Origin of the sequence: Streptomyces lacaronensis (genome assembly GCF_047337785.1) — a bacterium.
Lineage (GTDB): Bacteria > Actinomycetota > Actinomycetes > Streptomycetales > Streptomycetaceae > Streptomyces > Streptomyces lycopersici.
The window spans coordinates 6,442,028-6,464,758 of the sequence record NZ_JBLHDK010000003.1; the positions used below are offsets into that span (position 1 = coordinate 6,442,028).

Annotated in this window: 18 protein-coding genes and 1 pseudogene; 13 read left to right on the plus strand and 6 right to left on the minus strand. The window is 71.7% G+C overall.

Features of this window, described 5'->3' with window-relative positions:
• The first annotated feature begins 139 nt into the window (after positions 1 to 139).
• The 6 genes from mshA (at position 140) to ACMTAK_RS28210 (ending at position 7,056) form a co-directional block, all read left to right on the plus strand.
• Positions 140 to 1,501 (plus strand): D-inositol-3-phosphate glycosyltransferase, encoded by a 1,362-nt coding sequence (gene mshA / locus ACMTAK_RS28185; RefSeq protein WP_413808769.1) that lies wholly within the window; start codon positions 140 to 142, stop codon positions 1,499 to 1,501.
• Complete coding sequence (locus ACMTAK_RS28190) at positions 1,494 to 2,027, plus strand: type III secretion system chaperone family protein (protein ID WP_413808770.1); 534 nt, start codon at positions 1,494 to 1,496, stop codon at positions 2,025 to 2,027. Before mshA ends, ACMTAK_RS28190 begins: the two co-directional genes overlap by 8 nt.
• A 178-nt stretch (positions 2,028 to 2,205) precedes the next feature.
• The gene (locus ACMTAK_RS28195) at positions 2,206 to 3,951 is read left to right on the plus strand and encodes a glycoside hydrolase family 55 protein (RefSeq protein WP_413808771.1); all 1,746 of its coding nucleotides are present in this window, start codon (positions 2,206 to 2,208) and stop codon (positions 3,949 to 3,951) included.
• A gap of 113 nt (positions 3,952 to 4,064) precedes the next feature.
• Positions 4,065 to 4,319 (plus strand): hypothetical protein, encoded by a 255-nt coding sequence (locus ACMTAK_RS28200; RefSeq protein WP_413808772.1) that lies wholly within the window; start codon positions 4,065 to 4,067, stop codon positions 4,317 to 4,319.
• Positions 4,316 to 4,999, plus strand: a complete 684-nt coding sequence (locus tag ACMTAK_RS28205) for an RNA polymerase sigma factor (protein WP_413808773.1) — start codon at positions 4,316 to 4,318, stop codon at positions 4,997 to 4,999. Before ACMTAK_RS28200 ends, ACMTAK_RS28205 begins: the two co-directional genes overlap by 4 nt.
• Positions 4,996 to 7,056 carry a M48 family metalloprotease gene (locus ACMTAK_RS28210; RefSeq protein WP_413808774.1) on the plus strand — a complete coding sequence of 687 codons (2,061 nt, stop codon included), beginning with the start codon at positions 4,996 to 4,998 and terminating at the stop codon, positions 7,054 to 7,056. Before ACMTAK_RS28205 ends, ACMTAK_RS28210 begins: the two co-directional genes overlap by 4 nt.
• Positions 7,057 to 7,082: 26 nt before the next feature.
• Here the strand turns inward: ACMTAK_RS28210 and ACMTAK_RS28215 are convergent, their stop codons facing one another.
• The gene (locus ACMTAK_RS28215) at positions 7,083 to 8,480 is read right to left on the minus strand and encodes an MDR family MFS transporter (protein ID WP_413808775.1); all 1,398 of its coding nucleotides are present in this window, start codon (positions 8,478 to 8,480) and stop codon (positions 7,083 to 7,085) included.
• A 143-nt stretch (positions 8,481 to 8,623) separates the two neighbouring features.
• Between ACMTAK_RS28215 and ACMTAK_RS28220 the strand changes: the two genes are divergently transcribed.
• From ACMTAK_RS28220 to ACMTAK_RS28235, 4 genes are all read left to right on the plus strand, one after another.
• Complete coding sequence (locus tag ACMTAK_RS28220) at positions 8,624 to 9,385, plus strand: phosphoglyceromutase (RefSeq protein WP_413808776.1); 762 nt, start codon at positions 8,624 to 8,626, stop codon at positions 9,383 to 9,385.
• Between the two features lie 173 nt (positions 9,386 to 9,558).
• Complete coding sequence (locus ACMTAK_RS28225) at positions 9,559 to 10,344, plus strand: GntR family transcriptional regulator (RefSeq protein WP_413808777.1); 786 nt, start codon at positions 9,559 to 9,561, stop codon at positions 10,342 to 10,344.
• 2 nt (positions 10,345 to 10,346) lie between these two features.
• Positions 10,347 to 11,105 carry a glycosyltransferase family 2 protein gene (locus ACMTAK_RS28230; RefSeq protein ID WP_413808778.1) on the plus strand — a complete coding sequence of 253 codons (759 nt, stop codon included), beginning with the start codon at positions 10,347 to 10,349 and terminating at the stop codon, positions 11,103 to 11,105.
• A 107-nt stretch (positions 11,106 to 11,212) separates the two neighbouring features.
• Positions 11,213 to 11,827: a dihydrofolate reductase family protein gene (locus ACMTAK_RS28235; protein ID WP_413808779.1), complete on the plus strand. Its 615-nt coding sequence runs from the start codon at positions 11,213 to 11,215 to the stop codon at positions 11,825 to 11,827.
• 19 nt (positions 11,828 to 11,846) lie between these two features.
• On the opposite strand, the gene ACMTAK_RS28240 is transcribed toward ACMTAK_RS28235, so the two are convergent.
• The 4 genes from ACMTAK_RS28240 to phoU form a co-directional block, all read right to left on the minus strand.
• A complete protein-coding gene (locus tag ACMTAK_RS28240) occupies positions 11,847 to 12,770 on the minus strand; it encodes an FkbM family methyltransferase (protein ID WP_413813011.1) in 924 nt (307 codons plus the stop codon).
• A 297-nt stretch (positions 12,771 to 13,067) separates the two neighbouring features.
• Entirely contained in the window at positions 13,068 to 17,294 is a 4,227-nt protein-coding gene (locus ACMTAK_RS28245) for a WD40 repeat domain-containing protein (protein ID WP_461773819.1), read from the minus strand.
• A 486-nt stretch (positions 17,295 to 17,780) separates the two neighbouring features.
• Positions 17,781 to 18,011 (minus strand): hypothetical protein, encoded by a 231-nt coding sequence (locus ACMTAK_RS28250; protein ID WP_413808781.1) that lies wholly within the window; start codon positions 18,009 to 18,011, stop codon positions 17,781 to 17,783.
• Between the two features lie 421 nt (positions 18,012 to 18,432).
• Positions 18,433 to 19,110 carry a phosphate signaling complex protein PhoU gene (phoU, locus tag ACMTAK_RS28255; RefSeq protein WP_413808782.1) on the minus strand — a complete coding sequence of 226 codons (678 nt, stop codon included), beginning with the start codon at positions 19,108 to 19,110 and terminating at the stop codon, positions 18,433 to 18,435.
• A gap of 324 nt (positions 19,111 to 19,434) precedes the next feature.
• Between phoU and ACMTAK_RS28260 the strand changes: the two genes are divergently transcribed.
• The 3 genes and pseudogenes from ACMTAK_RS28260 to ACMTAK_RS52685 all read left to right on the plus strand — a co-directional run.
• Positions 19,435 to 20,739 (plus strand): sensor histidine kinase, encoded by a 1,305-nt coding sequence (locus ACMTAK_RS28260; protein ID WP_413808783.1) that lies wholly within the window; start codon positions 19,435 to 19,437, stop codon positions 20,737 to 20,739.
• Positions 20,736 to 21,416, plus strand: coding sequence for a response regulator transcription factor (locus tag ACMTAK_RS28265; RefSeq protein ID WP_037960596.1), 681 nt, complete (start codon positions 20,736 to 20,738; stop codon positions 21,414 to 21,416). Before ACMTAK_RS28260 ends, ACMTAK_RS28265 begins: the two co-directional genes overlap by 4 nt.
• A 106-nt stretch (positions 21,417 to 21,522) precedes the next feature.
• A pseudogene (locus ACMTAK_RS52685) lies at positions 21,523 to 21,594 on the plus strand (DNA-binding response regulator); the annotation flags it as partial.
• Positions 21,595 to 21,687: 93 nt separating this feature from the next.
• Here the strand turns inward: ACMTAK_RS52685 and ACMTAK_RS28270 are convergent.
• Positions 21,688 to 22,395 (minus strand): DUF461 domain-containing protein, encoded by a 708-nt coding sequence (locus ACMTAK_RS28270; RefSeq protein ID WP_413808784.1) that lies wholly within the window; start codon positions 22,393 to 22,395, stop codon positions 21,688 to 21,690.
• Positions 22,396 to 22,731 lie beyond the last annotated feature (336 nt).

A 22,731-nucleotide genomic window follows, 5' to 3' on the forward strand; every position in this document is an offset into this window, starting at 1 on the left:
CCGGGAGCCCGTGCCGGGGCGGACGGGGAGTGCCCGTCGGGCATCAGAACGTCACACTTTGGCAAAGCGGAAATGGGAACCATGCGTTCCGGTGTTGAGGCGTTCGAGGGAGCCCGCCCCGGCAAGGAGGTAACGCGCGGTGAGCCAGCACGCGTCCCGGCTCGGCGGCCTGCGAGGCCGGTCCCACATACCGTTCGGCGCCCCGTCCCACCAGCGGCTTCGCCGCATTCCACGGCGTCCGCGGCGGATCGCGATGCTCAGCGTCCACACCTCGCCGCTGCACCAGCCCGGCACCGGCGACGCCGGTGGCATGAACGTCTACATCGTGGAGCTGGCCAGGCGCCTGGCCGCCATCGACATCGAGGTGGAGATCTTCACCCGCGCCACCACCGCCGCGCTGCCCCCGACCGTCGAGCTCGCCCCCGGGGTGCTCGTCCGGCACGTGGACGCGGGGCCCTACGAGGGGCTGGCCAAGGAGGATCTCCCGGCCCAGCTGTGCGCGTTCACCCACGGCGTCACGCAGGCGTGGGCCGGGCACCGGCCGGGCCACTACGACCTCGTCCACTCCCACTACTGGCTCTCCGGCCACGTCGGCTGGCTGGCCGCCGAGCGCTGGGGAGTGCCGCTGGTGCACGCCATGCACACCATGGCCAAGGTCAAGAACGCCGCGCTGGCCGCGGGCGACAACCCGGAGCCCGCGGCCCGCGTCATCGGCGAGCAGCAGATCGTCCGCGCCGCCGACCGGCTGATCGCCAACACCGCCGAGGAGGCGGAGGAGCTGGTGCGCCACTACGAGGCGGCGCGCGAGCTGGTGGCGGTCGTCCACCCCGGGGTGAACCTCGACCGCTTCCGGCCCACCGACGGCCGGGCCGCCGCCCGCGCCCGGCTGGGGCTCCCGGCCGACGCGCTGATACCCCTCTTCGCCGGGCGCATACAGCCGCTGAAGGCCCCCGACATCCTGCTGCACGCCGTCGCCCACCTCCTGGAGGAGGACCCCTCGCTGCGCGAGCGCATCGTCGTGCCCGTGGTGGGCGGCCCTAGCGGCAGCGGCCTGGCCAAGCCCGAGGGGCTGCACAAGCTGGCGGCGCGGCTCGGGATATGCGATGTGGTCCGGTTCCGGCCGCCCTGTGCGCAGGACGAGCTCGCGGACTGGTACCGGGCGGCGTCCGTGCTGGTCATGCCGTCGTACAGCGAATCGTTCGGCCTGGTGGCCATCGAGGCGCAGGCGTGCGGCACCCCGGTCGTGGCGGCCTCGGTGGGCGGTCTGCCGGTTGCCGTACGGGACGGGGTCAGCGGCACGCTGATCGACGGCCATGACCCCGCCGACTACGCCCGCGCCCTGCGCCCCTTCGTACAGGACCCGGGGCGGGCGGACCGGATGGGCGCGGCGGCGGCCCGGCACGCCCAGTCCTTCGGGTGGGACACGGCCGCCGCGGCCACGGCGGAGGTGTACACGGAGGCGATGCGCGAGCGGCGTCGCCTACGATCGGCCCATGGCTGATCCCAAGGCTGACCGTAAGGCTGACACCGACCCCGAGGCCGACCCCCGGGCCGTCATCGAGCGGACGCTGAACGACGCCGAACTGCAGTGGGAGAGCCCGGAGGACGGCACCTACGTCGTCACGCTCCCGGGCACCCGCAAGCTGTCGACCACCTGCTCGCTGCGGGTCGGCCGGCACTCCCTCTCGGTCAACGCCTTCGTCGTCCGCCACCCGGATGAGAACCACGAGGCGGTCCACCGCTGGCTGCTGGAGCGCAACACCCGGCTGTACGGGGTGAGTTACGCGATCGACCAGCTCGGCGACATCTATCTGGTGGGCAAGCTGCCGCTCGCGGCCGTCACCCCGGAGGAAGTGGACCGGCTGCTCGGTACGGTGCTGGAGAACGCGGACGGCAGCTTCAACACGCTGCTGGAGATGGGGTTCGCCACGGCCATTCGCAAGGAGTACGCGTGGCGTACCTCGCGGGGCGAATCGACGCGGAATCTTGAGGCGTTCAGCAATCTGACTCGGGATACGGCGAAGTGAACGACCGGGCCCCGGCCCGGTCTTCGTCCGACATCCACCTTTCCGCTTGACCTACGCCTGATCCTGTTGACCTACGCCCATCCTGACGCGACCCCTTCCGCGCGCCCCTGCCCCATGGCATCCTCACGCCGTCTCTCACCTGAACTGCGTTCACATCCATGGAAGGCGGGGCTGGCTCATGGGCACGGAGATCGACAGAAGGCAGTTGCTCGGCGGTGCGATGGGACTGGCGGCGGCCGCCACGCTCCTGGGGACGGGGGCCCCGCTCCTGACCGCCACGGACGCGGCGGCGGCCGCCGCACCGGGTATGCCGGGCGGGACCCGTACGTCCGGCGGGGCGGACACGTCCGGCGGCGCCCGTACGTCCGCCCTCTGGCGTGAGTTCCGCGCCCACCCGTACACCCACCCCCAGATCCCCTACGTCGGCCGTGCCGGATACCTCGGTGGCCGCACGAACTTCCCGCGCCTGCCCGTCGTCGCGGACGTCCGCGCCTTCGGCGCCCGCCCCGACGGCTCCGCGGACGCCGCCCCCGCGATCAACCGCGCCATCGCCGCCGCCGGTCGCCGCGGCGGCGGCACGGTGCTGGTGCCGCCCGGGACGTACCGCGTGGACGACGTGATCCGCCTCGGCTACGACAACGTCGTACTGCGCGGCGCGGGCAGCGGCCGCACCACCCTCCACGCGACCCGTAACCTCACCGAGCTGATCGGCCCGTACGGCAGCCGCTACGGCGGCGACAAGTCGTCCTGGTCCTGGGCCGGCGGGCTCATCTGGATCTGCCCGGACGCCCGCTGGCGCTCCCTCACCGACGCGATCCGCGCCCAGGCGTGGCCGTTCGAGGGCTGGACCGGCAACCGGCGCGACGAGTGGCACACCCTTACCGATTTCGCCGCCCCCGCCCGCCGCGGCGACTGGACGGTGACCGTCGAGGATCCGTCCGCCCTGCGCCGCGGCGACCGCGTACTGCTCCAACTCACCGACGACGACAGCCACTCGCTGTTGGCCCATATGGCCGGTGACGTCGAGGGCGCCGCCGACTACGTCTGGACCGACAAGACCAAACTCACCTCGTACGTCCCCTATGAGTGGCCGTGCCGCGTCGTCGCCGTCGACCGGCGGCGCCGCCGGGTGACCCTCGACCGCCCGCTGCCGCTCGACGCCCGGTCCGTCTGGAAGCCCCGGTTCACCACACTGGTGCGCCCGGTCACCGGCTCCGGGGTCGAGGGCATCACCCTCGACGTCGTCGAGACCCCGCAGTCGAAGCACCTGCTGGACAAGGGGTACAACGGCGTCGCGCTGCAGTGCGCGTGGGACTGCTGGGTGGACGACGTGACCGTCAACAACGTCGACAACGGCTTCCTGCTCGTCGCCGCCAAGGCGTGCACCCTGCGCCGCACCCGGGTGACGGGCCGCGGCAGCCACCATCCTTACTGCTGCCGAGAGGGCTCGCACGACAACCTCGTGGAGGACTTCGTCCTGGCCCAGCGCACCGTCCCGGCCCCGGCGGGGACACAGCTGCACGGGGTCAACGTGGAGGGGCTGTCCAGCTACAACGTCTGGTCGCGCGGCCGGATGGAGATGGGCACCTTCGACACCCACCGCGGGATGCCCTTCGCCAACGTCCGTACGGAGATCACCGTGGACAACACGGGGTCGCACGGCGGCGACGCGAGCGCCGGTCCGCTCTACGGTGCGCGGTTCGCCCACTGGAACGTCACGGTCACCAATCAGCGGGCCGGATGCGTCAAGATCGACGACGTCGCGCCGTACAGCGCGACGGTCGGGATCAGCGAGGTGCGGCAGTTCGGCCAGATCGACGTCCCGGACTTCACCGGTCCGCTCCACTCCCGTATCGAGTCCTACGGCCACCCGGAGGCCGTCCACCCCCGCAACCTGTACGAGGCGCAGCGCGCGCTTCGCTGACATCTCCCCTGAAACATCGTGGAACGCGGTGAAGAAATACGGTCCATGAGGGCTCTTCATGGTGAACCGGCTCCGGCGGCCGGGAACCATGAAGAGGAGACACAACGGTGCTCATGGACAATCCGTGGCTCACGGTGGCAACGGTCGTGACGGTGGGGGTGCTACGGCTGATGGGGGACGTCATCCGCTGGCTGGCGGCGCGCTCGGGGGAACGGCTCCGGGCGCGCACGCTGGCCGAGTTGGTGAACAGAACGGAGCCGGGCACGGTCCTCACCGACCGCCGTCCCGACGGCGCGGCGCTGACCATACGGCGGCGGCCGGAGGAGCGGGAGGAGCGGGGCGAGCGGGACGGGGGTCGATCGGAATGAGCGACACCGTCGGGGAGACCGCGCGTGGCGGGCGGCCCGAGGAGGAGTTCGACGCCTTCTACGCCCGCACCTACCCCTGGCTGGCCGCCCGCGCGGTGATGCTCAGCGACAACCGGCAGAACGCCGAGGACGCCGTGCAGGAGGCGTACATCGAGGCGATGCGCCGCTGGCCCGAGGTCAGGGCGTGCACCTCGCCCGAGGCATGGGTGACCACCACCATGCGGCGCAAGCTCTCGCGGGACGGGCGGCGCTGGTGGTTCCGCTGGAAGCCCGCCGAGATGAGCGTCCCGGCCGCCGCGACCGCGAGCGTGGAGGAGACCGCCGAGGCACTGGCCGCCCTGCGCGCCCTCGGCACGCTGCCGCCGCGTCAGCGCCAGGTGGTCGTCATGCACTCGCTCGAGGGCATGAGCTACCAGGCGATCTCCGCCGAGCTGGGCATCTCCGTGGGCAGCGTCGGCAGCAACCTCCACAAGGCCCGCGCCCGGCTGAGCCTGCTGCTCGACGTCTCCCCGGAACCGGGCCGCGCGACCGACCGCCTCCTGACCCGCGCCCCGGAGGACCCGCTGAGCGTGGCCCTGTTCGGGGCCGCGGAGTGGCTGTCGGCCGGGTTCAGGGGCGAGGGCCGGGCGCTGCGGGACGGGAGTGGGGACGGTGCCGACGGCATGCGGGGGCGTCGATGATCGCCGCCGCCCGCGCGCTCCTCGTCACCGCCCGCGCGCTCCTCGTCACCGCCCGCGCGCTCCTCGCCCTCGCCCTGCTCGCCGTCTTCTACGCGCTGGTCGCGGCCATGGTGCTGCTCTGGGCGGCCTTCCTCGCGGCGGCCTTATGGACCGCGGGAACGCCGGAGGCCACGACGCCGCCCACCACCGTGGTCACCGCCTGCGCGGCGTTCGCCCCCATCGTCTTCGGCATGGTGTGGGCGGTGGTCCGCACCGCCCGCCCCGCCGCCCCGCGCGAGGACGCGGTGACGGTGACCCGGCGCGGGGCGCCGGAGTTATGGCGCACGGTCGAGGAGCTGGCCCTCGACGTCGGCACCCGGCCGCCCGGTCACATCAGGCTGACCGCCGAGGTCAACGCCTCCGTCACCGAGGACGCACCGCTCCTCGGCCTCGCTCCCGGCCGACGCGTCCTCTACCTGGGACTGCCCCTGCTGGCCGGCCTTTCGCCCGCCGAACTGCGCGCCGTCCTCGCGCATGAGCTGGGCCACTTCTCCGGCCGCCACAGCCGCTTCGGCGCGGTCGCCCACCGGGGCGCGGCGGGTCTGGTCGCCGCCCGGCAGGCGATCCAGGACGCGTCGGCCGCGAACGACCTGGTGCGGCTGTACGCGGGCGTACCGCTGCTGCTGCTCGGCCTCTACACCCATGTCTTCCGCCGGCTCACCCGCCCGGTCCGGCGGCGGCAGGAGCTGGAGGCCGATCGCGAGGCGGCGCGGGTGGCCGGTCCGGGCGCCGTCGCCGACGCGCTGTGCTCCACGGCGGCGCTGGAGGCGGCGTGGCAGGAGTTCCTCGTGGACTTCCTCGCCCCGATGCGCCGGGCGACGGGCCGGATCCCCGACGATCCGTTCCGCGCCTTCGCCCATATGGTCGAGGCGCCAGAACTGCGGGAGCCGATGGCCGTGTTGCGCACCCGTGCCGTCGAGCGGCCCGCGGACCCCGACGACGCGCATCCGGCCCTGGCCGTCCGGCTGGAACGGCTGGCGCGCCTGCCTGCGCAGGGGCCCGGAACCGACCCCCACCCCTCCCCAGAGCCGCTCTCCGTACAGCCGCTCTCCGTACAGCCGCGGTACGCGGTCGAGCTGGGCCGTGTCCTGCTGTCCGGCCCGGACGCGGGCACGAGGGTGCCCTGGCGGGACTGGCTCACCGAGCTGGCGGAGCACCGCGCTACGCGGATTCTGACCCCGCTGGCGGAGGCGGTACGCGGGGTGGAGGAGACGGAGGGGATGGGGCGGCGACAGAAGACAGCGCCGGAACCGGTACCGGAGCCGGACACGCTGACAATCCACCGAGTGCTGCGACTGCTGGACGGCGGCCGCCGCATGCCGCTGGCCCGCGCGCTGAACGCCCGGCTGTCCGAGGGCGAGCGAACGCTCCGTGGCGATCAGACCGGACAGGACCCACTCGCCCCCCTGGCCGGGGCCCTGGCCGTACTGATCGGGGCGCAACTGGTAGCGCGGGGGACCGCGTACTGGGCCATGAACTGGACCGGCCCCAGCATCCTCGTACCGCCCGACGGCATCGCCCCCGAGACCATCCGCACCTGGGCCGACACCGCCGTACGACTCCCAGGCCAGACCCAGCGGCTGGGGCTGCACCTGGCCGCCCTGGGCGTGGACGAACGCGCACCCCTGCCCACCACCGGCCCGGCAGGGGGTACGGCGGACGGGCCGGTGCCGGGGGAGAAGGCGCTACGGATCAGCATCGCACCCGGTGCCACCGGCCCCGCGCGTCGGCGCATCACCGCCGTACGGGCGCTGGCGCTCACCGTGCTGGTGGGGCTGACGGGGCTGACGTTCGTCCTGTGGGTGAACCGGGGCGAGCCGAGCTACCCCGGAACACCGGTGACCCGCTGGAACGACCGCTACCAGCCGGGCGGCACCACCGGCACGGAGCCCGCACCGTTCCCGACGTACCAGCGGCCCACCTTCCCGGCCTGGCCGACGTCCCCGGCATACCGCCTGCCCCCACGCTCAGTGCCGAGCATCCACATCGAGCCGGTCATCCCGAGGCCCACGCCCTGATCCCCGCCGGAGACGGCCCAGCCCCGCTAGGAGGAGCCCGCCCCCACGGAAGGCACTCCGGCACCGGAAGCAGCACCAGTCCCACCGCCGGAAGCAGCCCCAACCTGACCACCCTCACCAGCCGAAGCCGAAGCGGAAGCCGCAGCCGCACCCGAAGCCGCACCCGCACCCGCACCCACCCCGCCCCCGGACTCCCCGGCCGCGGGCCGGTTCCGCAGGGCGCGCCCCAGCGCCATGTACCCCCCGGCCGCCACGAGGCCCACCACGGCGCTGGCCGCCCACAGGGCGTCCGCGCCGAAGCGGTCCATGACGGCGCCGCCCGCGAGCGGGGCGATGAGCGAGGCGAGGGACCACGACAGGGTGTACATCCCCTGGTAGCGGCCGCGCCCATGGGTCGGGGAGAGCCGGGCGACCAGCCCCATCTGCGTCGGAGAGTTGATGATCTCGCCGACCGTCCAGACCATCACGGCCAGTGCGTACATCCCGACCGATCCGGCGAAGGCGGTCAGCCCGAACCCGGCGCCGGTCAGCAGCGCGGACACCATCAGCAGCGGCGCCGGATCGCGATGTTCGAGGAACCGCGTCACCGGGATCTGTACGGCCACGATCAGCACGCCGTTCGTCGCGATCGCGACGCCGAAGTCCGTACTGGACAGCCCGTCCGCCCCCATCGCCACGGGCAGCGCCACGAAGGCCTGTTGGATGAGGGTCGCGACCAGAAACGACAGCGCGACCACGGCCATGAACCGCCGGTCCCGCAGCACAGCGCCCAACCCGACCTCGCGCTCCGGCGCATCCGCCACCACGCCCTCGCCGGTACGCTCCCGCTCGGGCCGGGACTCCGGAACCTTGCCGAAGACGATGACCGCACACAGCAGCGTCATCCCGGCATCCGCCAGGAAGAGCGTGAGATAGCCATGGCGCGCGATCAGCCCGGCCGCCGCCGCGGAGACGGCGAAGCCGAGGTTGATGGCCCAGTAATTGAGCGCGAAGGCCCGTACCCGGTCCCCGGGGGCGACGATGTCGGCGATCATCGCCTGCACCGCGGGCCGTGACGCGTTGCTGGTCATCCCCACCAGACAGGCCACGACGGCGATGGCGACCGGGTTCTGGACGAACCCCAGCACGGCGACCGTGACCGCGGTCGACAGCTGTGCGACGAGCAGCGTGGGCCGCCGCCCCAGCCGGTCGGTCAGCACCCCGGAGACGACGGCCGACACGGCCCCGCCCAGCCCGTGCAGCGCCCCGACCAGCCCGGCGAACATCGCCGAGTAGCCTCGATCCACGGTCAGGTACATGGCAAGAAAGGTGGCCACGAACCCGCCCAGCCGATTGACCAGCGTGGAGGTCCACAGCCACCAGAACTCCCGGGGCAACCCCGAGACGCTCTCCTTCGCGGCCTGCCTCAGTCGGACGACGGACACCGGACGACTCCCCCCTGTGAGCAGCGCACCCTGTAAGTGGCACAACCAGCATCCGCAACTTACCGATAGGGCCCCCGGCCCGCCAGTCAATTGACGGGGTCCGTCAACCGAGCCCCTCGGACTGGTCCAGTAGGCTCAACGGCATGGCCGACGCACCGTACAAGCTGATCCTCCTCCGCCACGGCGAGAGCGAGTGGAACGCGAAGAACCTGTTCACCGGCTGGGTGGACGTCAACCTGAACGAGAAGGGCGAGAAGGAGGCCGTCCGCGGCGGTGAGCTGCTGAAGGACGCCGGCCTGCTCCCCGACGTGGTCCATACCTCGCTCCAGAAGCGCGCGATCCGCACGGCCCAGCTGGCGCTGGAGTCCGCCGACCGCCACTGGATCCCCGTCCACCGCTCGTGGCGCCTGAACGAGCGCCACTACGGCGCCCTCCAGGGCAAGGACAAGGCGCAGACCCTCGCCGAGTTCGGCGAGGAGCAGTTCATGCTGTGGCGCCGCTCCTACGACACCCCGCCGCCCCCGCTGGACCGCGACGCCGAATACTCCCAGTTCGCGGACCCGCGCTACGCGACCCTCCCGCCGGAGCTGCGCCCGCGGACGGAGTGCCTCAAGGACGTCGTCGTCCGCATGCTCCCGTACTGGTTCGACGGCATCGTCCCGGACCTGCTCACGGGCAAGACGGTCCTGGTCGCGGCCCACGGCAACTCCCTCCGTGCCCTGGTCAAGCACCTGGACGGCATCTCCGACGCCGACATCGCGGGCCTGAACATCCCGACGGGCATCCCGCTCTCCTATGAACTGGACGCCGACTTCAAGCCGGTCAACCCGGGCGGCACCTACCTCGACCCGGACGCCGCGAAGGCCGCCATCGAGGCAGTCAAGAACCAGGGCAAGAAGAAGTAAGCCCCGAACGATCAAGCCCCCTACTCGCGGTGAGACCGCGAGTAGGGGGCTTGGTGCTGCCCGGCGGGGCGTCAATTGGTGGGTGGTGGCCCGTCCGGCCCCGGCTCCGGTCCTCAAGACGTCTTGAGGACTTACGCTGAAAGCGTCCGCGCAATCTGGGACGGTGAGCACCCATGGCCAAGTACGAGCAGATCGCGGATGCCCTGCGCCAGAGCATCCGCGCAGGTCAGCTCGGGCCCGGGGAGCGGCTGCCGGCCGAGGACAAGCTTGCGGCGCGGTATCGGACGAGCGTGCCGACGCTCCAGCGTGCGCTGTCGGAGCTGGTGGCCGAGGGGCTGATCGACAGGCGGCACGGGGTGGGGACGTTCGTACGGACCCCGCGCCGGCGGGTCGAGCGGAGCAATGAGCGGCACCAGTGGGAGAAGGACCGGGCCCGCCGGTCCAGGGCGGAGCGGCTGCGGACCGGGTCGACCGAGCACGACACCGGGCTCGAGGTCGGCGACCTCGCCTTCCACGCCGAGTACCGCGACGCGAAGGCCGACGAGGACCTGGCGTCGGTCTTCGGGGTCCCCGTGGGCACGCGGCTGCTGGAGCGGATCTACCGCACCAACTGCCGTGAGGAGGACGCGCCGTTCGCGCTCGTGCACTCCTACCTGGTCCACGATGTCGTGGCCGCCAACCCCGACCTGCTCGACGCCGCCCATGAGCCCTGGCCCGGCGGCACCCAGAATCAGCTCTACACGATCGGCATCGAGCTGGACCGCATAGAGGAACGGATCACGGCCCGGCCGCCGACGGTGGAGGAGGCGGAGGCGCTCGGCCTCAAGAAGGGGGTTTCGGTGATCGTTCTCCGGAAGATCTGCACGGACATCGGCGATCGGGTCGTCGAGGTCTCCGACGTGACGCTGTGCGGGGACCGTACGGAACTCGTCTTCACCACGCCCCTGAAGAGGTGGTGACCATGCCGAACACCATCACCGTCATCACCGCGGTCCACGCCCCGGGCGCGGTGCATCTGCCGGACGCCCACAAGTCGCTGTGCGAGCAGGAGCTGCCGGACGGCTGGGACTGGCAGTGGGTGATCCAGGAGGACGGCGAGACCGACGCCGTACGGCCCTACGTGCCCGACGACGCCCGCGTCAGCTTCGGGCAGGGCAGGGCCGGACGGGCCGCGATGGCGCGCACCATGGGGCTCGCCCGCGCCGAGGGCGCGTACGTCAAGGTGCTGGACGCCGACGACATGCTCACCCCCGGCGCCCTCGCCCGCGACCTCCGCGCGCTCACCGACCACTCCGATCTCGGCTGGGCCACCTCCCGAGCCCTGGACCTGCTGCCCGATGGCTCCACCGTCGGCTTCGAGGGCGACCCGCCGCAGGGGCCCATCGCACGCGGCGCGGTCCTCGAATTCTGGCGGGCGAACGGCCACCGCGCCCAGGTCCACCCCGCCACCCTCTTCGTACGCCGGGACCTGCTCCTCGCCCTGGGCGGCTGGATGGCCCTCCCCGCCTCCGAGGACACCGGCCTCCTCATGGCCCTCAACGCGGTCAGCCGCGGCTGGTTCACCGCCGAGACCGGTCTGCTCTACCGCAAGTGGCCCGGCCAGGTCACCAGCCAGTCCGCCCACACCGACGCGGCCGAGCGCGCGGCACGCTTCGCGGTGGTCGAGGCGCGGGCCCGGGTCCTGGCCGCCATGGACGGCTGGCGCTACGACAGCCGCTGAAAACCCGCCGGCCGCTGAAACCCGCTGGCCGCCACCGATGAGTTTGTGCGGCCTCCCCGGTCTGAGAGGAGGAAGAGCTCACCGACCGCATCCCACGGAGGGGCGTCATGAGGAAGATCACCGCCAGCCTGTTCATCTCAGTCGACGGGGTCGTGGAGGCGCCGGACCAGTGGCACTTCCCCTACTTCAACGACGAGATGGGCGCCGCCGTCGACGCGGTCCTCGGCACCGCCGACACCCTCCTCATCGGCCGCAAGACCTACGACAGCTTCGCCGGAGCCTGGCCGGACCGCGAGGCGGCGGGCGGTGAGGACGCCCACTTCGCCAAGAAGCTCGGCGACGCCCGCAAGATCGTCCTGTCCCGTCAGAACCTCAGCTTCACCTGGCGGAACTCCGAGCAGCTCAAGGGCGACTTCGCCGAGGCCGTCACCGCGCTGAAGAACGAACCGGGCGGGGACATCGCCCTCAGCGGCTCGGTCTCGGTCGTCCGGCAGCTCATGGCGCACGGCCTGCTGGACGAGCTGCACCTGCTGGTCCACCCGATCGCCGTCCGCAAGGGCATGCGGCTGTTCGACGAGGCCGAGACCACGATCCCGCTGAAACTGCTCTCCTCCGCCACGTTCAGCACCGGTGTGCTGCACCTCGTCTACGCCCCGGCCGAGTCCACCGCCGACGCCACCTACGAGGACGCCAGGACCCACCTGCCCCAGGACGACCAGTAGACGCACCCAGGACGACCACTCAGGGCAGCGTCTCCGCGTCGACCCGGGAGAAGACCAGGTCGCTTTCCTCGGTGACCGGCCCCCGCCAGCGGACCGGAACCTCCGGTGGGTGCCGCAGGGCGTCCGGGTAGCTGCCTGCCGCGTAGTCGTTGGGCAGGCGGTAGACGTGGAAGCCGTGGTCCTTGAGGGCGGTCAGCAGGTCTTCTACGGAGTCGCCCAGGTCGGACATGCGCTGGGGGGTGACCTCGACGGTCAGTTCGGCGTCGGGGCGCAGTTTGTCGAGGAGGGGGACGAGGCCGCGGACCACGCTGCCTTCCGCGCCCTCCACGTCGATCTTGATGACCCGGGCGTTGGTGATCTCGTCGTCGGTGAGGAGGTCGGGCAGGGGCTGGGCCGCGATCTCGAAGGTGGACTCGGCGGGGCCGTCGTAGGGGACGACGCTGTTGGCGCCCATGTTGCGGGAGCTGGCGAGGATGAAGGTCAGCAGCTCGTCGCGGTCGGAGACGGCCGCGTTGAGGGCGCGGATGTTGGTGCGGTCGTTGCGCCGGGCGTGGCGCTGGAGGAGCTGGTGGAACGTCGGTGAGGCCTCGATCGCCACCACCGTCCCACCGCGGCCGACGAGGCGGGAGGCGAGGACGCTGTAGTAGCCGATGTTGGCCCCGACGTCTACGAAGACGTCCCCGGGCCTCAGCCGGCGCTGGAGCCACCGCGTCATATGGGGCTCCCAGACGCCGAAGAGGTAGAGGTACCGCTGGATGAGGTCCTGGGTGTCGACGGCGAACGTGGCGCCGAAGCGCGTACGGGCCAGGCGGTGCAGGGGGCGGTCCCGCAGGGCGGCGTTGAGGTGGCGCTCGACCAGGGCCCGCTTTCCGGCGCTCCAGGGCGCGTGGCGGACGTACTCGCGGCCGAGGTCGAGAGCGGCCTGGTCGACGAGCCTGCGGATCACGGGGTCTCCAGGTGGGGAGGTGTCTTTCGGCGTGCGGCGTGCGGCGTGTGGCGTGCGGGCGTGCGGTATGCGGGTCGTTCGCTGTCGCGTCGCACCGGTGCCCAGTGTCCCCCGGCCATGCCCGGACATGGCCCGGCCATGGTCCTGACATGGAAGCGCCCGACCGCTGGCGACGGGGGATGCACCAGCGGTCGGGCTGTACCTAAGAGTAACGCGGTCGCCGGGGTGGGGAAGCCGACTCCTCCCTTGCGGGAGCAGTTGTGACCGCGATCACGCAACGTTCGCGCAACGTCGTTACCGACCGCACGGAGGCGCGTACGAGAGCCGGGATAGGTATTCGTCCCATTTCTCCGGAGTCAGCACACCTCGCGTCATCGAGCAGATGCGACGCACCGCCTCGTCCACGTCCAGGCTCCACAGCCGGACCGTGTCCGCGCCGCTGGACACCCCGAGCATCCGGCTGTGCGGGCTGAACGACAGGAAGTTGCCGGTCTTGGCGTTGGGGCTCAGCGACTGGCCGATGGACGTGGCCTTGGAGGGGACGGTGACGTCCCACAGCCGGACCGCGTTGTCGTTGCCGCCGCTCGCGAGGGTGTTGCCGTCCTTGCTGAAGGTCAGCGACACGATCGCGTCGGTGTGGCCGGTGAGCGGGGACCGCAGCCGGGTCGTCCTGCCGGGGTCGGTGACGTTCCAGAGCCGGACCGTGTTGTCGTCGCTGCCGCTGGCCAGCGTGCGGCCGTCCGGTGTGAAGACGAGCGCGTTGACGGGTCCGAGGTGGCCCGTGACCGGCGCGCCCCGCGGGGTGGCGTGGCGCGGGTCGGTCACCTTCCACAGCCGGATGGTGTTGTCCGCGCTGCCGCTGGCCAGTGTGCGGCCGTCCGGGCTGAAGACGAGGGAGTTGACGTAGCCCCGGTGGCCGGTGAGCGGTTTGCCGAGCCGGCGGACATGCGACGGGTCGCTGACGTTCCACAGCTGGATGGTGTCGTCGTTGTACGCGGTCGCCATGATGCGCCCGTCCGGCGAGAAGCCCAGCGCGCCCGCGAACCGGGTCCGCAGCGGGACGGGCGGCTTGTACGGGACGGGCCGGGTCGGGTCGGTGACGTTCCACAGCCGCACCTGGCGGTCCCCGGTCATCATCGCCAGGTTGTGGCCGTCCGGGGTGAACGTCAGCTCCCGTACCGTGCCCTCCCCCGGGTCGAACGGCTCGCCCAGCGGCACCGGCCGGTTGGGATCGTCCACGTTCCACAGCCGGACCTTCTCATCGCGCCCGGCCGTGGCGAGCACCCGCCCGTCCGGGCGGAACACCCCGACCCGGCCGACCATGTCCGACGTCGGGATCGTCCACAGCCGGACCGTGTTGTCGCCGCTCCCGGTGGCGAGGGTCCGCCCGTCGGGGCTGAAGCCCAGGGCGTACATCTCGCCGCTGCTCCCCGCGAGCGGCTCGCCGACCTGCGACGGGTACGCCGGATCGCTGACGTTCCACAGACTCGCCGTACTGTCCTGGCTGGCGACGGCGAGCATGGATCCGTCCGGGCTGAAGGACACCGACCATATGGGGCCGATGTGGCCGGTGAGCGGCGAGCCCAGCGGCTCCGCATGACGTGGATCGCCGACGTCCCACAGCCGGACGGTGTTGTCCGCGCTGCCGCTGGCGAGAGTGCGGCCGTCGGGGCTGAACGCCACCGAGTGGATCAGATCCTTGTGGCCGGTCAGCGCCTTTCCGATCCGCTTCGGACGGCGCGGATCGGCCATGTTCCACAGCCTGATCGAGGCATCGTCGCCGCCGGCCGCCAGCGTCCGTCCGTCCGGGCTGAACGCCACGGAGCGCACGGCGGCGGTGGCGCCGGTCAGCGCGCCGATCGCCTTCGGCCGGTCCGGGCGCCGCATGTCCCACAGGCGGACGACGCGATTCTCCGTGGCGGTGGCCAGCGTGCGCCCGTCCGGGCTGAAGGCGAGCAGATAGATCGTGCCGTCATGGTGGGAGAGGGGTGCGCCGAGCGGGCGCGGATGGCGGGGGTCCCGTACGTTCCACAGCCGGATCGTGCCGTCGTCGCCCGCACTGGCGAGGGCGTTGCCGTCCGGGCTGAAGACCGCACTGCTCACCCAGCTGGTATGGCCGGTGAGGGGCTTGCCCAGCGGTTTGGGGCGGGTCCGGTCCGTCACGTCCCACAGCCGGACGGTCCGGTCGTAGCTGGCGGTGGCCAACAGCCGCCCGTCCGGGCTGAACGAGGTGAGGTAGACGGCGCCGGTGTGGCCGTGCAGCGGCGTGGCCAGCGGCGCGTTCACCACCGACAGCAGCCGGTTCCTGGTGGCCTCGTCGTGCGGCCGCAAGTCGTGTGCCACCAGGGCGAGCTGGGCGGACAGCGACGGATCCGTGTTCTGGAAGCGATCGGCCTCGGTGACCACCTGCTCGAACACCGCGTCGTCCCGCTGCTGCCACGCGACCACCGCCGTACCGGCGGCCAGCACCGCCAGCACGACCAGAGCCGACACCGCGCCACGGCGGAGCCACACCGTGCGCCTGCGCAGCCGCACCGAAGCGGCCAGGAACTCCACCGCGCTACGGGTCAGATAGGTGCCGCCCGCGGTCTTCGCCCAGGTGTGGGCCTGCTCCAGCCGGGAGCCCCGGTAGAGCAGGGAGGAGTCGCGGTTCGAGCCCTCCCAGGACCGGCCGTCCTCCTCCAGCCGCTGGCGCACCAGATGGTCGTTGCGGTCCTCGTCGATCCAGTCGCGCAGCCGTGGCCAGGCGTGGAGCAGCGCCTCATGGGTGATCTCCACGGTCTCGGCGTCGAGCGTCACCAGACGGGCCCGGACCAGCGTTTCGAGCGATTCCTCCGTCTTGCCCGGATCCGTCGATTCCCTCGCCAGCTGGTGCCGGGTCCCCCGCCGGCGGGTGGCCTGGGTGTCCTCGCCCAGCCGGACCAGCCGGAGGAGTAGCAGCCTCGCCGCCGTGCGCGCCTCGGAGTCGAGGCTGGACCAGGCCCGCTCGGCGGTCGCCGCCACCGCCCCCTGGATGCCGCCCGCCGCGCGGTAACCGGCCAGCGTCAGCCGTCCGCCCTTCCGCCGCTGCCAGGTGGCGAGCAGGGCGTGGGAGAGCAGCGGCAGTACGCCCGCGTCATGCGTCCCACGCGGGCCGTCGGCGCTGACCTCCCGGACGATCAGCTCCGCGAGCCCCGGTTCGAGCTCCAGGCCCACCGCCTTGGCCGGGCCGGTCACCGCCTCGCGCAACTCGGCGGTGGTCAGCGGCCCGAGCACCATGTGCCGGTGCTGGAGCGCGTCGGCCAGTTCGGGGTAGCCCAGGCACAGCTCGTAGAAGTCGGCGCGGATGCCGAGGACGACGAGCACGGGAGGCGGCTCACCGGGGCCGGCGGGGGTGCAGGCGGCGTGGAGGAGCTGGATGAACGTACGCCGGTCGGCCTCGTCGGAGCCGAGGGTGAATGCCTCCTCGAACTGATCCACGATCACGACGGGGCGGGCGTCGGAGGAGGACGCCGTCTCGCGGTCCGCCCATGCGGTGACGGCCTCGCGGACGGCGTGGGCGAATTGGGGGGTGCCGGGCTCGGCGGCCGGTTCGTGAGGGGTTGGTCCGTGGGCGGCCGGTCCGTGTGTGGCTGGATTGGTTGCCGTTGGTTTGTCTGCTGTTGGCGCGTCTGCCGTCGGTTCGTCCGTTGTCGGTGTGTCTGCTGCCGGTGCCTTTGCTGTCGGTGCGTCCGCTGGTGGGCCGTCAGCCGCCCGTTCGTCCGCGTCGGCGTCCGCCTCCGGATCCGGTTCGTCCGTTTCCGGTTCCTCCGCCGTGGGGACCAAGCTCGCGAGTTCGGGGATATGGCGGGCCAGCTCCGCGAGCGGGTCGCCGCCCGGCACGAGTTGAGTCACGCTCCTCGCCCGGCCGTCCCCGTCGCCCGGCGCCCCGTTGCGCAGCGCGGGCACCAGACCGGCGTTCAGCAGCGAGGACTTCCCCGCCCCCGAAGCGCCCACGAGCACGACCAGGCCACCCGTCTTCTCCGCCGCGTGCAACTGGGTGACGAGGGCGTCGGTGCTCCGCTCCCGGCCGAAGAACCACCGGGCGTCCTGCCGGCGGTACGAGGCGAGGCCCCGGTACGGACATACGCCGCCGGGGACCGCCGGGCCCTCGGCCGGGGGCCCTTCCTCTTCTTCGGCGGCCGGTGCGGGGCGTTCGCCGACCGGGTCGGCCAGCGCACGCTCCCACAGCCGTTGCCAGCGGGCCATGTCGTACAGGCCCGGGGACACCGGCACGGGCCGCGAGCGCCGTGCGTCGGGTATCAGGACATGCAGGACGGCCGCGAGGGCGGGGAACTGGGCGGGTACGTTCTTCGCTCGTCGCCAGTCGCTGATCCGCTGGGCGGAGACCCGTACGGGACGCCCCCGCTCATCGGTCCGCTGGAGTCGGACGACCGCCTCGGCCACGCTCTTGAGGGGAGGATTACCGGCCTCCCTGTACAGCAGTGCGAGGCGTTCCGCGAAGGCTATGCGTGCCCCCGAGTCGGAACTCAAGGTCTCCACTCCTTACTTCCCCCGCGCTGGACATCCGGACCGGAAAACTCACTTTATATGGCTGACCAGCGGAGAAACCGTCGGCGTGATACCGGAACCTCCTCGGTGGGAGGCACAGCTGGCAGGATCATGCCGCGATAGCGCGGCCACCACGAGCCGTCCAGCCAGGCCATCAGCTCAGCGCACGGAGAGACAACCCATGGCACCGCATGTTCTCGGTCAGCTTTCGTCGCGGTCACGAGACGGTGGTCACGGGCGCGTCGCGTGAGCCCCAGAGATCCGTGAAGCCGGTCCCATCGGGAACGGCAGTCGCATCGACCACGGATCCAGCCCCCTGAGCCGCACCGTACGGCGCGGCTCGGCACCGCTCCAGCGTTCGGCACCGGTCCCCACGAGGGGAGGGACCGGCGCCGGACGTTGTGGCGGTTCTGTCGTCTCTGCTACGCCATCTGGGCGCGCGTCAGCAGGGCGCGTACGTGAGTCGGGCGGCGTGCGTCATCTGGGCGCGGCGGGCCAGTCGTCGGGGCCGCCGCCGTTCCATTTGATCAGCTCGGGGTTGTCGAGGGGCGTGTCCTCTTCCATCACACCCGCGCGGTGCAGGAGCCGCCGGAGCTCGTCCGGGCTCACCACCACTCCGACGTCGGCGCCGTCGATCAGCACACGGCGGCGGCCGTCCAGCGGTTCGTCCACCACGACGCGGGGCGGGGCCGGGGTCTTGTCCTCCATAGGACCAGGCTCGCCGCTTCCGGCTCCGACCGCACCTCGGGCGGGACGAGCCGGGGCCGACACGAGAGAAGTCCGGGAGACATGACGGAGGGCCTGGGACCGGTCGCCGGTCCCAGGCCCTCCGCCGTGTCGGTTGTATCGGTCGCGCCGGTCAGCCGCAGTTGCCGCCGCACTGGCACGGGCCGCCGGACTGACAGCCGCAGCCGCAGCCCGAGCCGCAGCCGCATGCGCCGACGGGGTGGGTCGGAGCGGGTTCGGGCTTGGAGAGGTCCGCCATGAGTCTCCTCCTCGGGAGAGGGCACGTCACCTGCTGCTCATGGTGCCGACGACCCGGCGGCCGAGCGCAGGGGCGCGTCGACGGCGCTTTGATGCACACCGTCGCGGACGCTCACGCCCCGCAGCCGCTCGCGCCCCTCGACGGTCATGCCCCTTCGACATCCCCTTGCGGGGATATCTCGTCGGCGTGCTCACCGGTGACCAGGTAGACCACGCGCTTGGCGACCGAGACCGCGTGGTCCGCGAACCGCTCGTAGTAGCGGCCCAGCAGCGTGACATCCACGGCCGTCTCGATGCCGTGCTTCCAGCGGTCGTCCATCAGGTGCTGGAAGAGGGCGCGGTGCAGCAGGTCCATCGCGTCGTCGTCCTGCTCCAGCTGGAGTGCGAGGTCGACGTCCTTGGTGATGATGACCTCGGCGGCCTTCGCCATCAGCCGCTGGGCGAGCTGGCCCATCTCCAGGATCGTGGCGTGCAGATCGTGCGGCACGGCCGAGTTCGGGAAGCGGAGCCGGGCCAGCTTGGCGACGTGCTGCGCGAGGTCGCCGGAGCGCTCCAGGTCGGCGCTCATCCGCAGGCTGGTCACCACGATCCGCAGATCGGTGGCGACCGGCTGCTGCCGGGCGAGCAGGGCTATCGCCCGTCCCTCCAGGTCCCGCTGCAGATCATCGACCTTCTCATCGGCGGCGATGACGCTCTCGGCGAGCTTGAGGTCCGCGTCGAGAATGGCAGTGGTGGCACGGCCGATGGCCGAACCGACGAGCCGGGCCATGTCGACCAGGCCGTCCCCGATCGAATCAAGCTCCTCGTGGTACGCGTCCCGCATCACTGACCTCTTTCACTGACTCTCGGTGACGATCTTTGACAGGCTCTGACAGGTTTCCTGGCAGTTCTCCGTGGCTCATGCCCCGGGGCCCCACACTTCCACGCTCCGGCCGAAACGCGTCCGCTTCCGGCATCGGGCGTTAATCACACCTGATGCCCAGGTGAACTCTCGGCAACGCAGCCCCGGCTGCCCCGTGTGAGACCCGCTCGACGAAAGGTCCGGAGTGAACCGGTACCGACTCCTCGGTGAACTCTCGGCAACGTCTGACCGAGGGGATCGTCACGGGGCTGTGGAGGGGTCTCGCCGCCCGCATAACCTGGATGCATGAACGTGAACGCGGCGATCGCCGCAGTGGCGGCGCTCGCCGGGTTGTGCACCGGCGTCATCGCCATGCTGGCGTTCCGCTGGAGCGAGCGTGAACAGGCGAAGCCTACGCGCTCCTCGCTGCATACCGACGCCGTGCTGCCGCCCGGCGTGGACACAGTGCTGTCGGTACTGCGTTCCTCGGCCGTCGTCCTCGACGAGGCGGACGCCGTCGTCAAGGCGAGCTCGGCCGCGTACGCGCTGGGCCTGGTGCGCGGCGGCAAGCTGGCCGTCGAGCCGATGCTGGCGATGGCCCGCGACACCCGGCGGGACGGCGAGATCCGGCAGATCGAGCTCGATCTGCCGCGCCGCGGCACCGGCCGGGGCGGCGACGCGCTCGCGGTCTCCGCCAGAGTGGCCCCGCTGGGCTCCCGGCTGGTCCTGCTGCTCGTGGAGGACCTCACCGAGGCCCGCCGGATCGAGGCCGTACGACGCGACTTCGTCGCCAACGTCAGCCATGAGCTCAAAACCCCGGTCGGCGCGCTGTCCCTGCTGTCCGAGGCCGTGATGGACGCGTCCGACGACCCGGAGGCGGTCACCCGCTTCGCCGGGCGGATGCAGGTCGAGGCCACCCGCCTGACCAGCCTGGTCCAGGAGCTCATCGACCTCTCCCGGGTGCAGAACGACGACCCGCTGGAGGACGCCGAGCCGGTCCGGGTGGACGAGCTCGTCGCCGAGGCCATCGACCGGTGCCGCCATCAGGCGGGCACCAAACAGATCACGATGGCCACGGGCGGCACCGCCGATCTGCACGTCTGGGGCAACCGCGGTCAGCTGGCCGCCGCGCTCGGCAATCTCGTCGAGAACGCGGTCAACTACAGCCCGGCCCGCACCCGCGTCGGCATCGCCGCCCGCCGCATCCCCGCGACCGGCGGGGACCTGATCGAGATCGCCGTGACCGACCAGGGCATAGGCATCTCCGAGAAGGACCGCGAGCGGATCTTCGAGCGCTTCTACCGGGTCGACCCGGCCCGCTCGCGGCAGACCGGCGGGACCGGGCTCGGGCTCGCCATCGTCAAGCATGTGGCCGCCTCGCACGGCGGGGAGGTCACCGTGTGGAGCGCCGAGGGACAGGGCTCCACCTTCACCCTGAGACTCCCGGAAGCCGGTGCGGCGCGGGACCGGGACCGCTCGCGGAGCGAGACGCGCGAGTCGAGCGAGTCGAGCGAGTCGTACGACACCGGAGACCTCGATGGCGAGGACCACGGCCGGCCGTACGAGACCTTCACCAATGAACCACTCTCAGCCCCGGAGGTCCTTCCGTGACCCGAGTTCTGGTCGTCGAGGACGAGGAATCGTTCAGCGACGCGCTGTCGTACATGCTTCGCAAGGAGGGATTCGAGGTCGCGATCGCGACTACCGGCCCCGAGGGGCTCGATGAGTTCGAGCGGAACGGCGCCGACCTGGTGCTGCTCGACCTGATGCTGCCGGGCCTGCCCGGTACGGAGGTCTGTCGGCAGCTGCGCGGCCGGTCCAATGTCCCGGTGATCATGGTGACCGCCAAGGACAGCGAGATCGACAAGGTGGTCGGGCTGGAAATAGGCGCCGACGACTATGTGACCAAGCCCTTCTCCTCGCGCGAGCTGGTCGCCCGGATCAGAGCCGTGCTGCGCCGCCGCGGTGAGCCGGAGGAGGTCACCCCGGCCGCCCTGGAGGCCGGACCGGTCCGGATGGACGTCGACCGGCACGTGGTCACGGTCGGCGGCGGCAAGGTTGACCTCCCGCTGAAGGAGTTCGACCTGCTGGAGATGCTGCTCCGGAACGCCGGCCGGGTGCTGACCCGTATGCAGCTGATCGACCGCGTCTGGGGCGCGGACTACGTGGGCGACACCAAGACCCTCGACGTCCACGTCAAGCGCCTCCGGGCCAAGATCGAGCCGGACCCGGGTGCGCCTCGGTACCTGGTGACGGTGCGGGGTCTGGGCTACAAGTTCGAGCCGTAAAGCCGGGCCTGAGCCCCGGACCGCCGGACGGAGTCCGGCACAGCGTGCCGAAGCCCGTGAGGCCCGCCAGGGCCGAGCGGTGCGAGGGGCGCACGGGGAAGGGGGGCTCGAGCCGGACCCGGGTGCGCCTCGGTACCTGGTGACGGTGCGGGGTCTGGGCTACAAGTTCGAGCCGTAAACCGGCTCGGTCGAGCCGTGGCAAGCGGCTCATGCGTGAGGGCGGCCCTGGAGGAAAGGTCCAGGGCCGCCCTCACGCATGCCCTAGCGGGTCTCAGTGACCGCCGCCGTTCGGGTTGGGCTCGCCGGACGCGATGCCGTTGGGGACGTCGCTGCTCTCCTCGCCGCCGGGCCGGCCGCTCGCCGTGCCGGTCGGGGTGCCACTGGGCTCACCACTGGCGGTGCCACTGGGCGTACCACTCGGCTTGCCGCTGGGCGTCGCCGAGCCCGACGGCCTGGCGGTCGGGAGCTCGGACGGGCCCCAGCCCTTGAAGTAGCTCCTCGCCGGGACCACGAACGCGGTGATCGGGATGTTGCCGGTCGAGCTGAGGTCGAAGACGACCCGCTGCGCGTTGCCGTCCTGGGTGGCCTCGCGCCCGTCGCTGATGACGGCGGAGGCGTTGCCCTCGCCGCCGAACGCCACCGAGCCGCCGCGCGGGACCACGACCGGGCCCTTGCCCTTGGCCGGGGAGAGCTTCACCCGAGCGCTGGTGCCGGGGAGGGTGATGGCCTTGACGGTCTGGTCGTTCTTGCCGTTGTTGAAGATCCGGCCGGTGACGACGGCCGGGCCCTCGGCGGTGCGGTCCGGCTGGGTCACCACGGTGGCGTTCTGGATCTTGATGTCCCCGATGGACGTCGCGGCGTTGTCGGGCTTGACCCCCAGCGTCTGCGCGTCGTTCCCGGCTCCGCAGGCGGAGAGCGGGGCGACCGAGACCACGATGGCGGCTGCGGCGAGGGCGCCGCGTCGAAGGCTGCTGCTCACGGCGGCGGCATCTCCTAGGACGAGGTAAAGGTTGGATCAGCGCGCTTAGATTACCGATCCGCCCTCTTCGGCCCGCACCCGACCCGCCCCAAGGCGACCGGCCCCGGGGCGGCAGGCCCGTACGCTGCCGGTTCCGGGGTGGTTCCGGCGTGGTTCCGGCATGGTTCCGGCGCGCTTCCCGGGTGCGTTACGCGGTCCGTACGCCACCGTCCCGAAGTCCCGAATATCGGCTCTACCGGCCGCGCGGGAGATTATCGGTAAGGAATCCATGCATGTCCGAGAATTGATCACAGACTTGATCCGCTCTGCGTGATCAACTCCGTGATCAATTCGCGA

Bases quoted from the DNA above. Each gene is read 5' to 3' on its own strand.
- ACMTAK_RS28260 (WP_413808783.1), top strand. From the start codon at position 19,435: ATGAACGTGAACGCGGCGATCGCCGCAGTGGCGGCGCTCGCCGGGTTG.
- ACMTAK_RS28195 (WP_413808771.1), top strand. From the start codon at position 2,206: ATGGGCACGGAGATCGACAGAAGGCAGTTGCTCGGCGGTGCGATGGGA.
- ACMTAK_RS28200 (WP_413808772.1), top strand. From the start codon at position 4,065: ATGGACAATCCGTGGCTCACGGTGGCAACGGTCGTGACGGTGGGGGTG.
- ACMTAK_RS28210 (WP_413808774.1), top strand. From the start codon at position 4,996: ATGATCGCCGCCGCCCGCGCGCTCCTCGTCACCGCCCGCGCGCTCCTC.
- ACMTAK_RS28190 (WP_413808770.1), top strand. From the start codon at position 1,494: ATGGCTGATCCCAAGGCTGACCGTAAGGCTGACACCGACCCCGAGGCC.
- ACMTAK_RS28230 (WP_413808778.1), top strand. From the start codon at position 10,347: ATGCCGAACACCATCACCGTCATCACCGCGGTCCACGCCCCGGGCGCG.
- ACMTAK_RS28205 (WP_413808773.1), top strand. From the start codon at position 4,316: ATGAGCGACACCGTCGGGGAGACCGCGCGTGGCGGGCGGCCCGAGGAG.
- ACMTAK_RS28220 (WP_413808776.1), top strand. From the start codon at position 8,624: ATGGCCGACGCACCGTACAAGCTGATCCTCCTCCGCCACGGCGAGAGC.
- phoU (WP_413808782.1), bottom strand. From the start codon at position 19,110: ATGCGGGACGCGTACCACGAGGAGCTTGATTCGATCGGGGACGGCCTG.
- ACMTAK_RS28250 (WP_413808781.1), bottom strand. From the start codon at position 18,011: ATGGAGGACAAGACCCCGGCCCCGCCCCGCGTCGTGGTGGACGAACCG.
- ACMTAK_RS28235 (WP_413808779.1), top strand. From the start codon at position 11,213: ATGAGGAAGATCACCGCCAGCCTGTTCATCTCAGTCGACGGGGTCGTG.
- ACMTAK_RS28225 (WP_413808777.1), top strand. From the start codon at position 9,559: ATGGCCAAGTACGAGCAGATCGCGGATGCCCTGCGCCAGAGCATCCGC.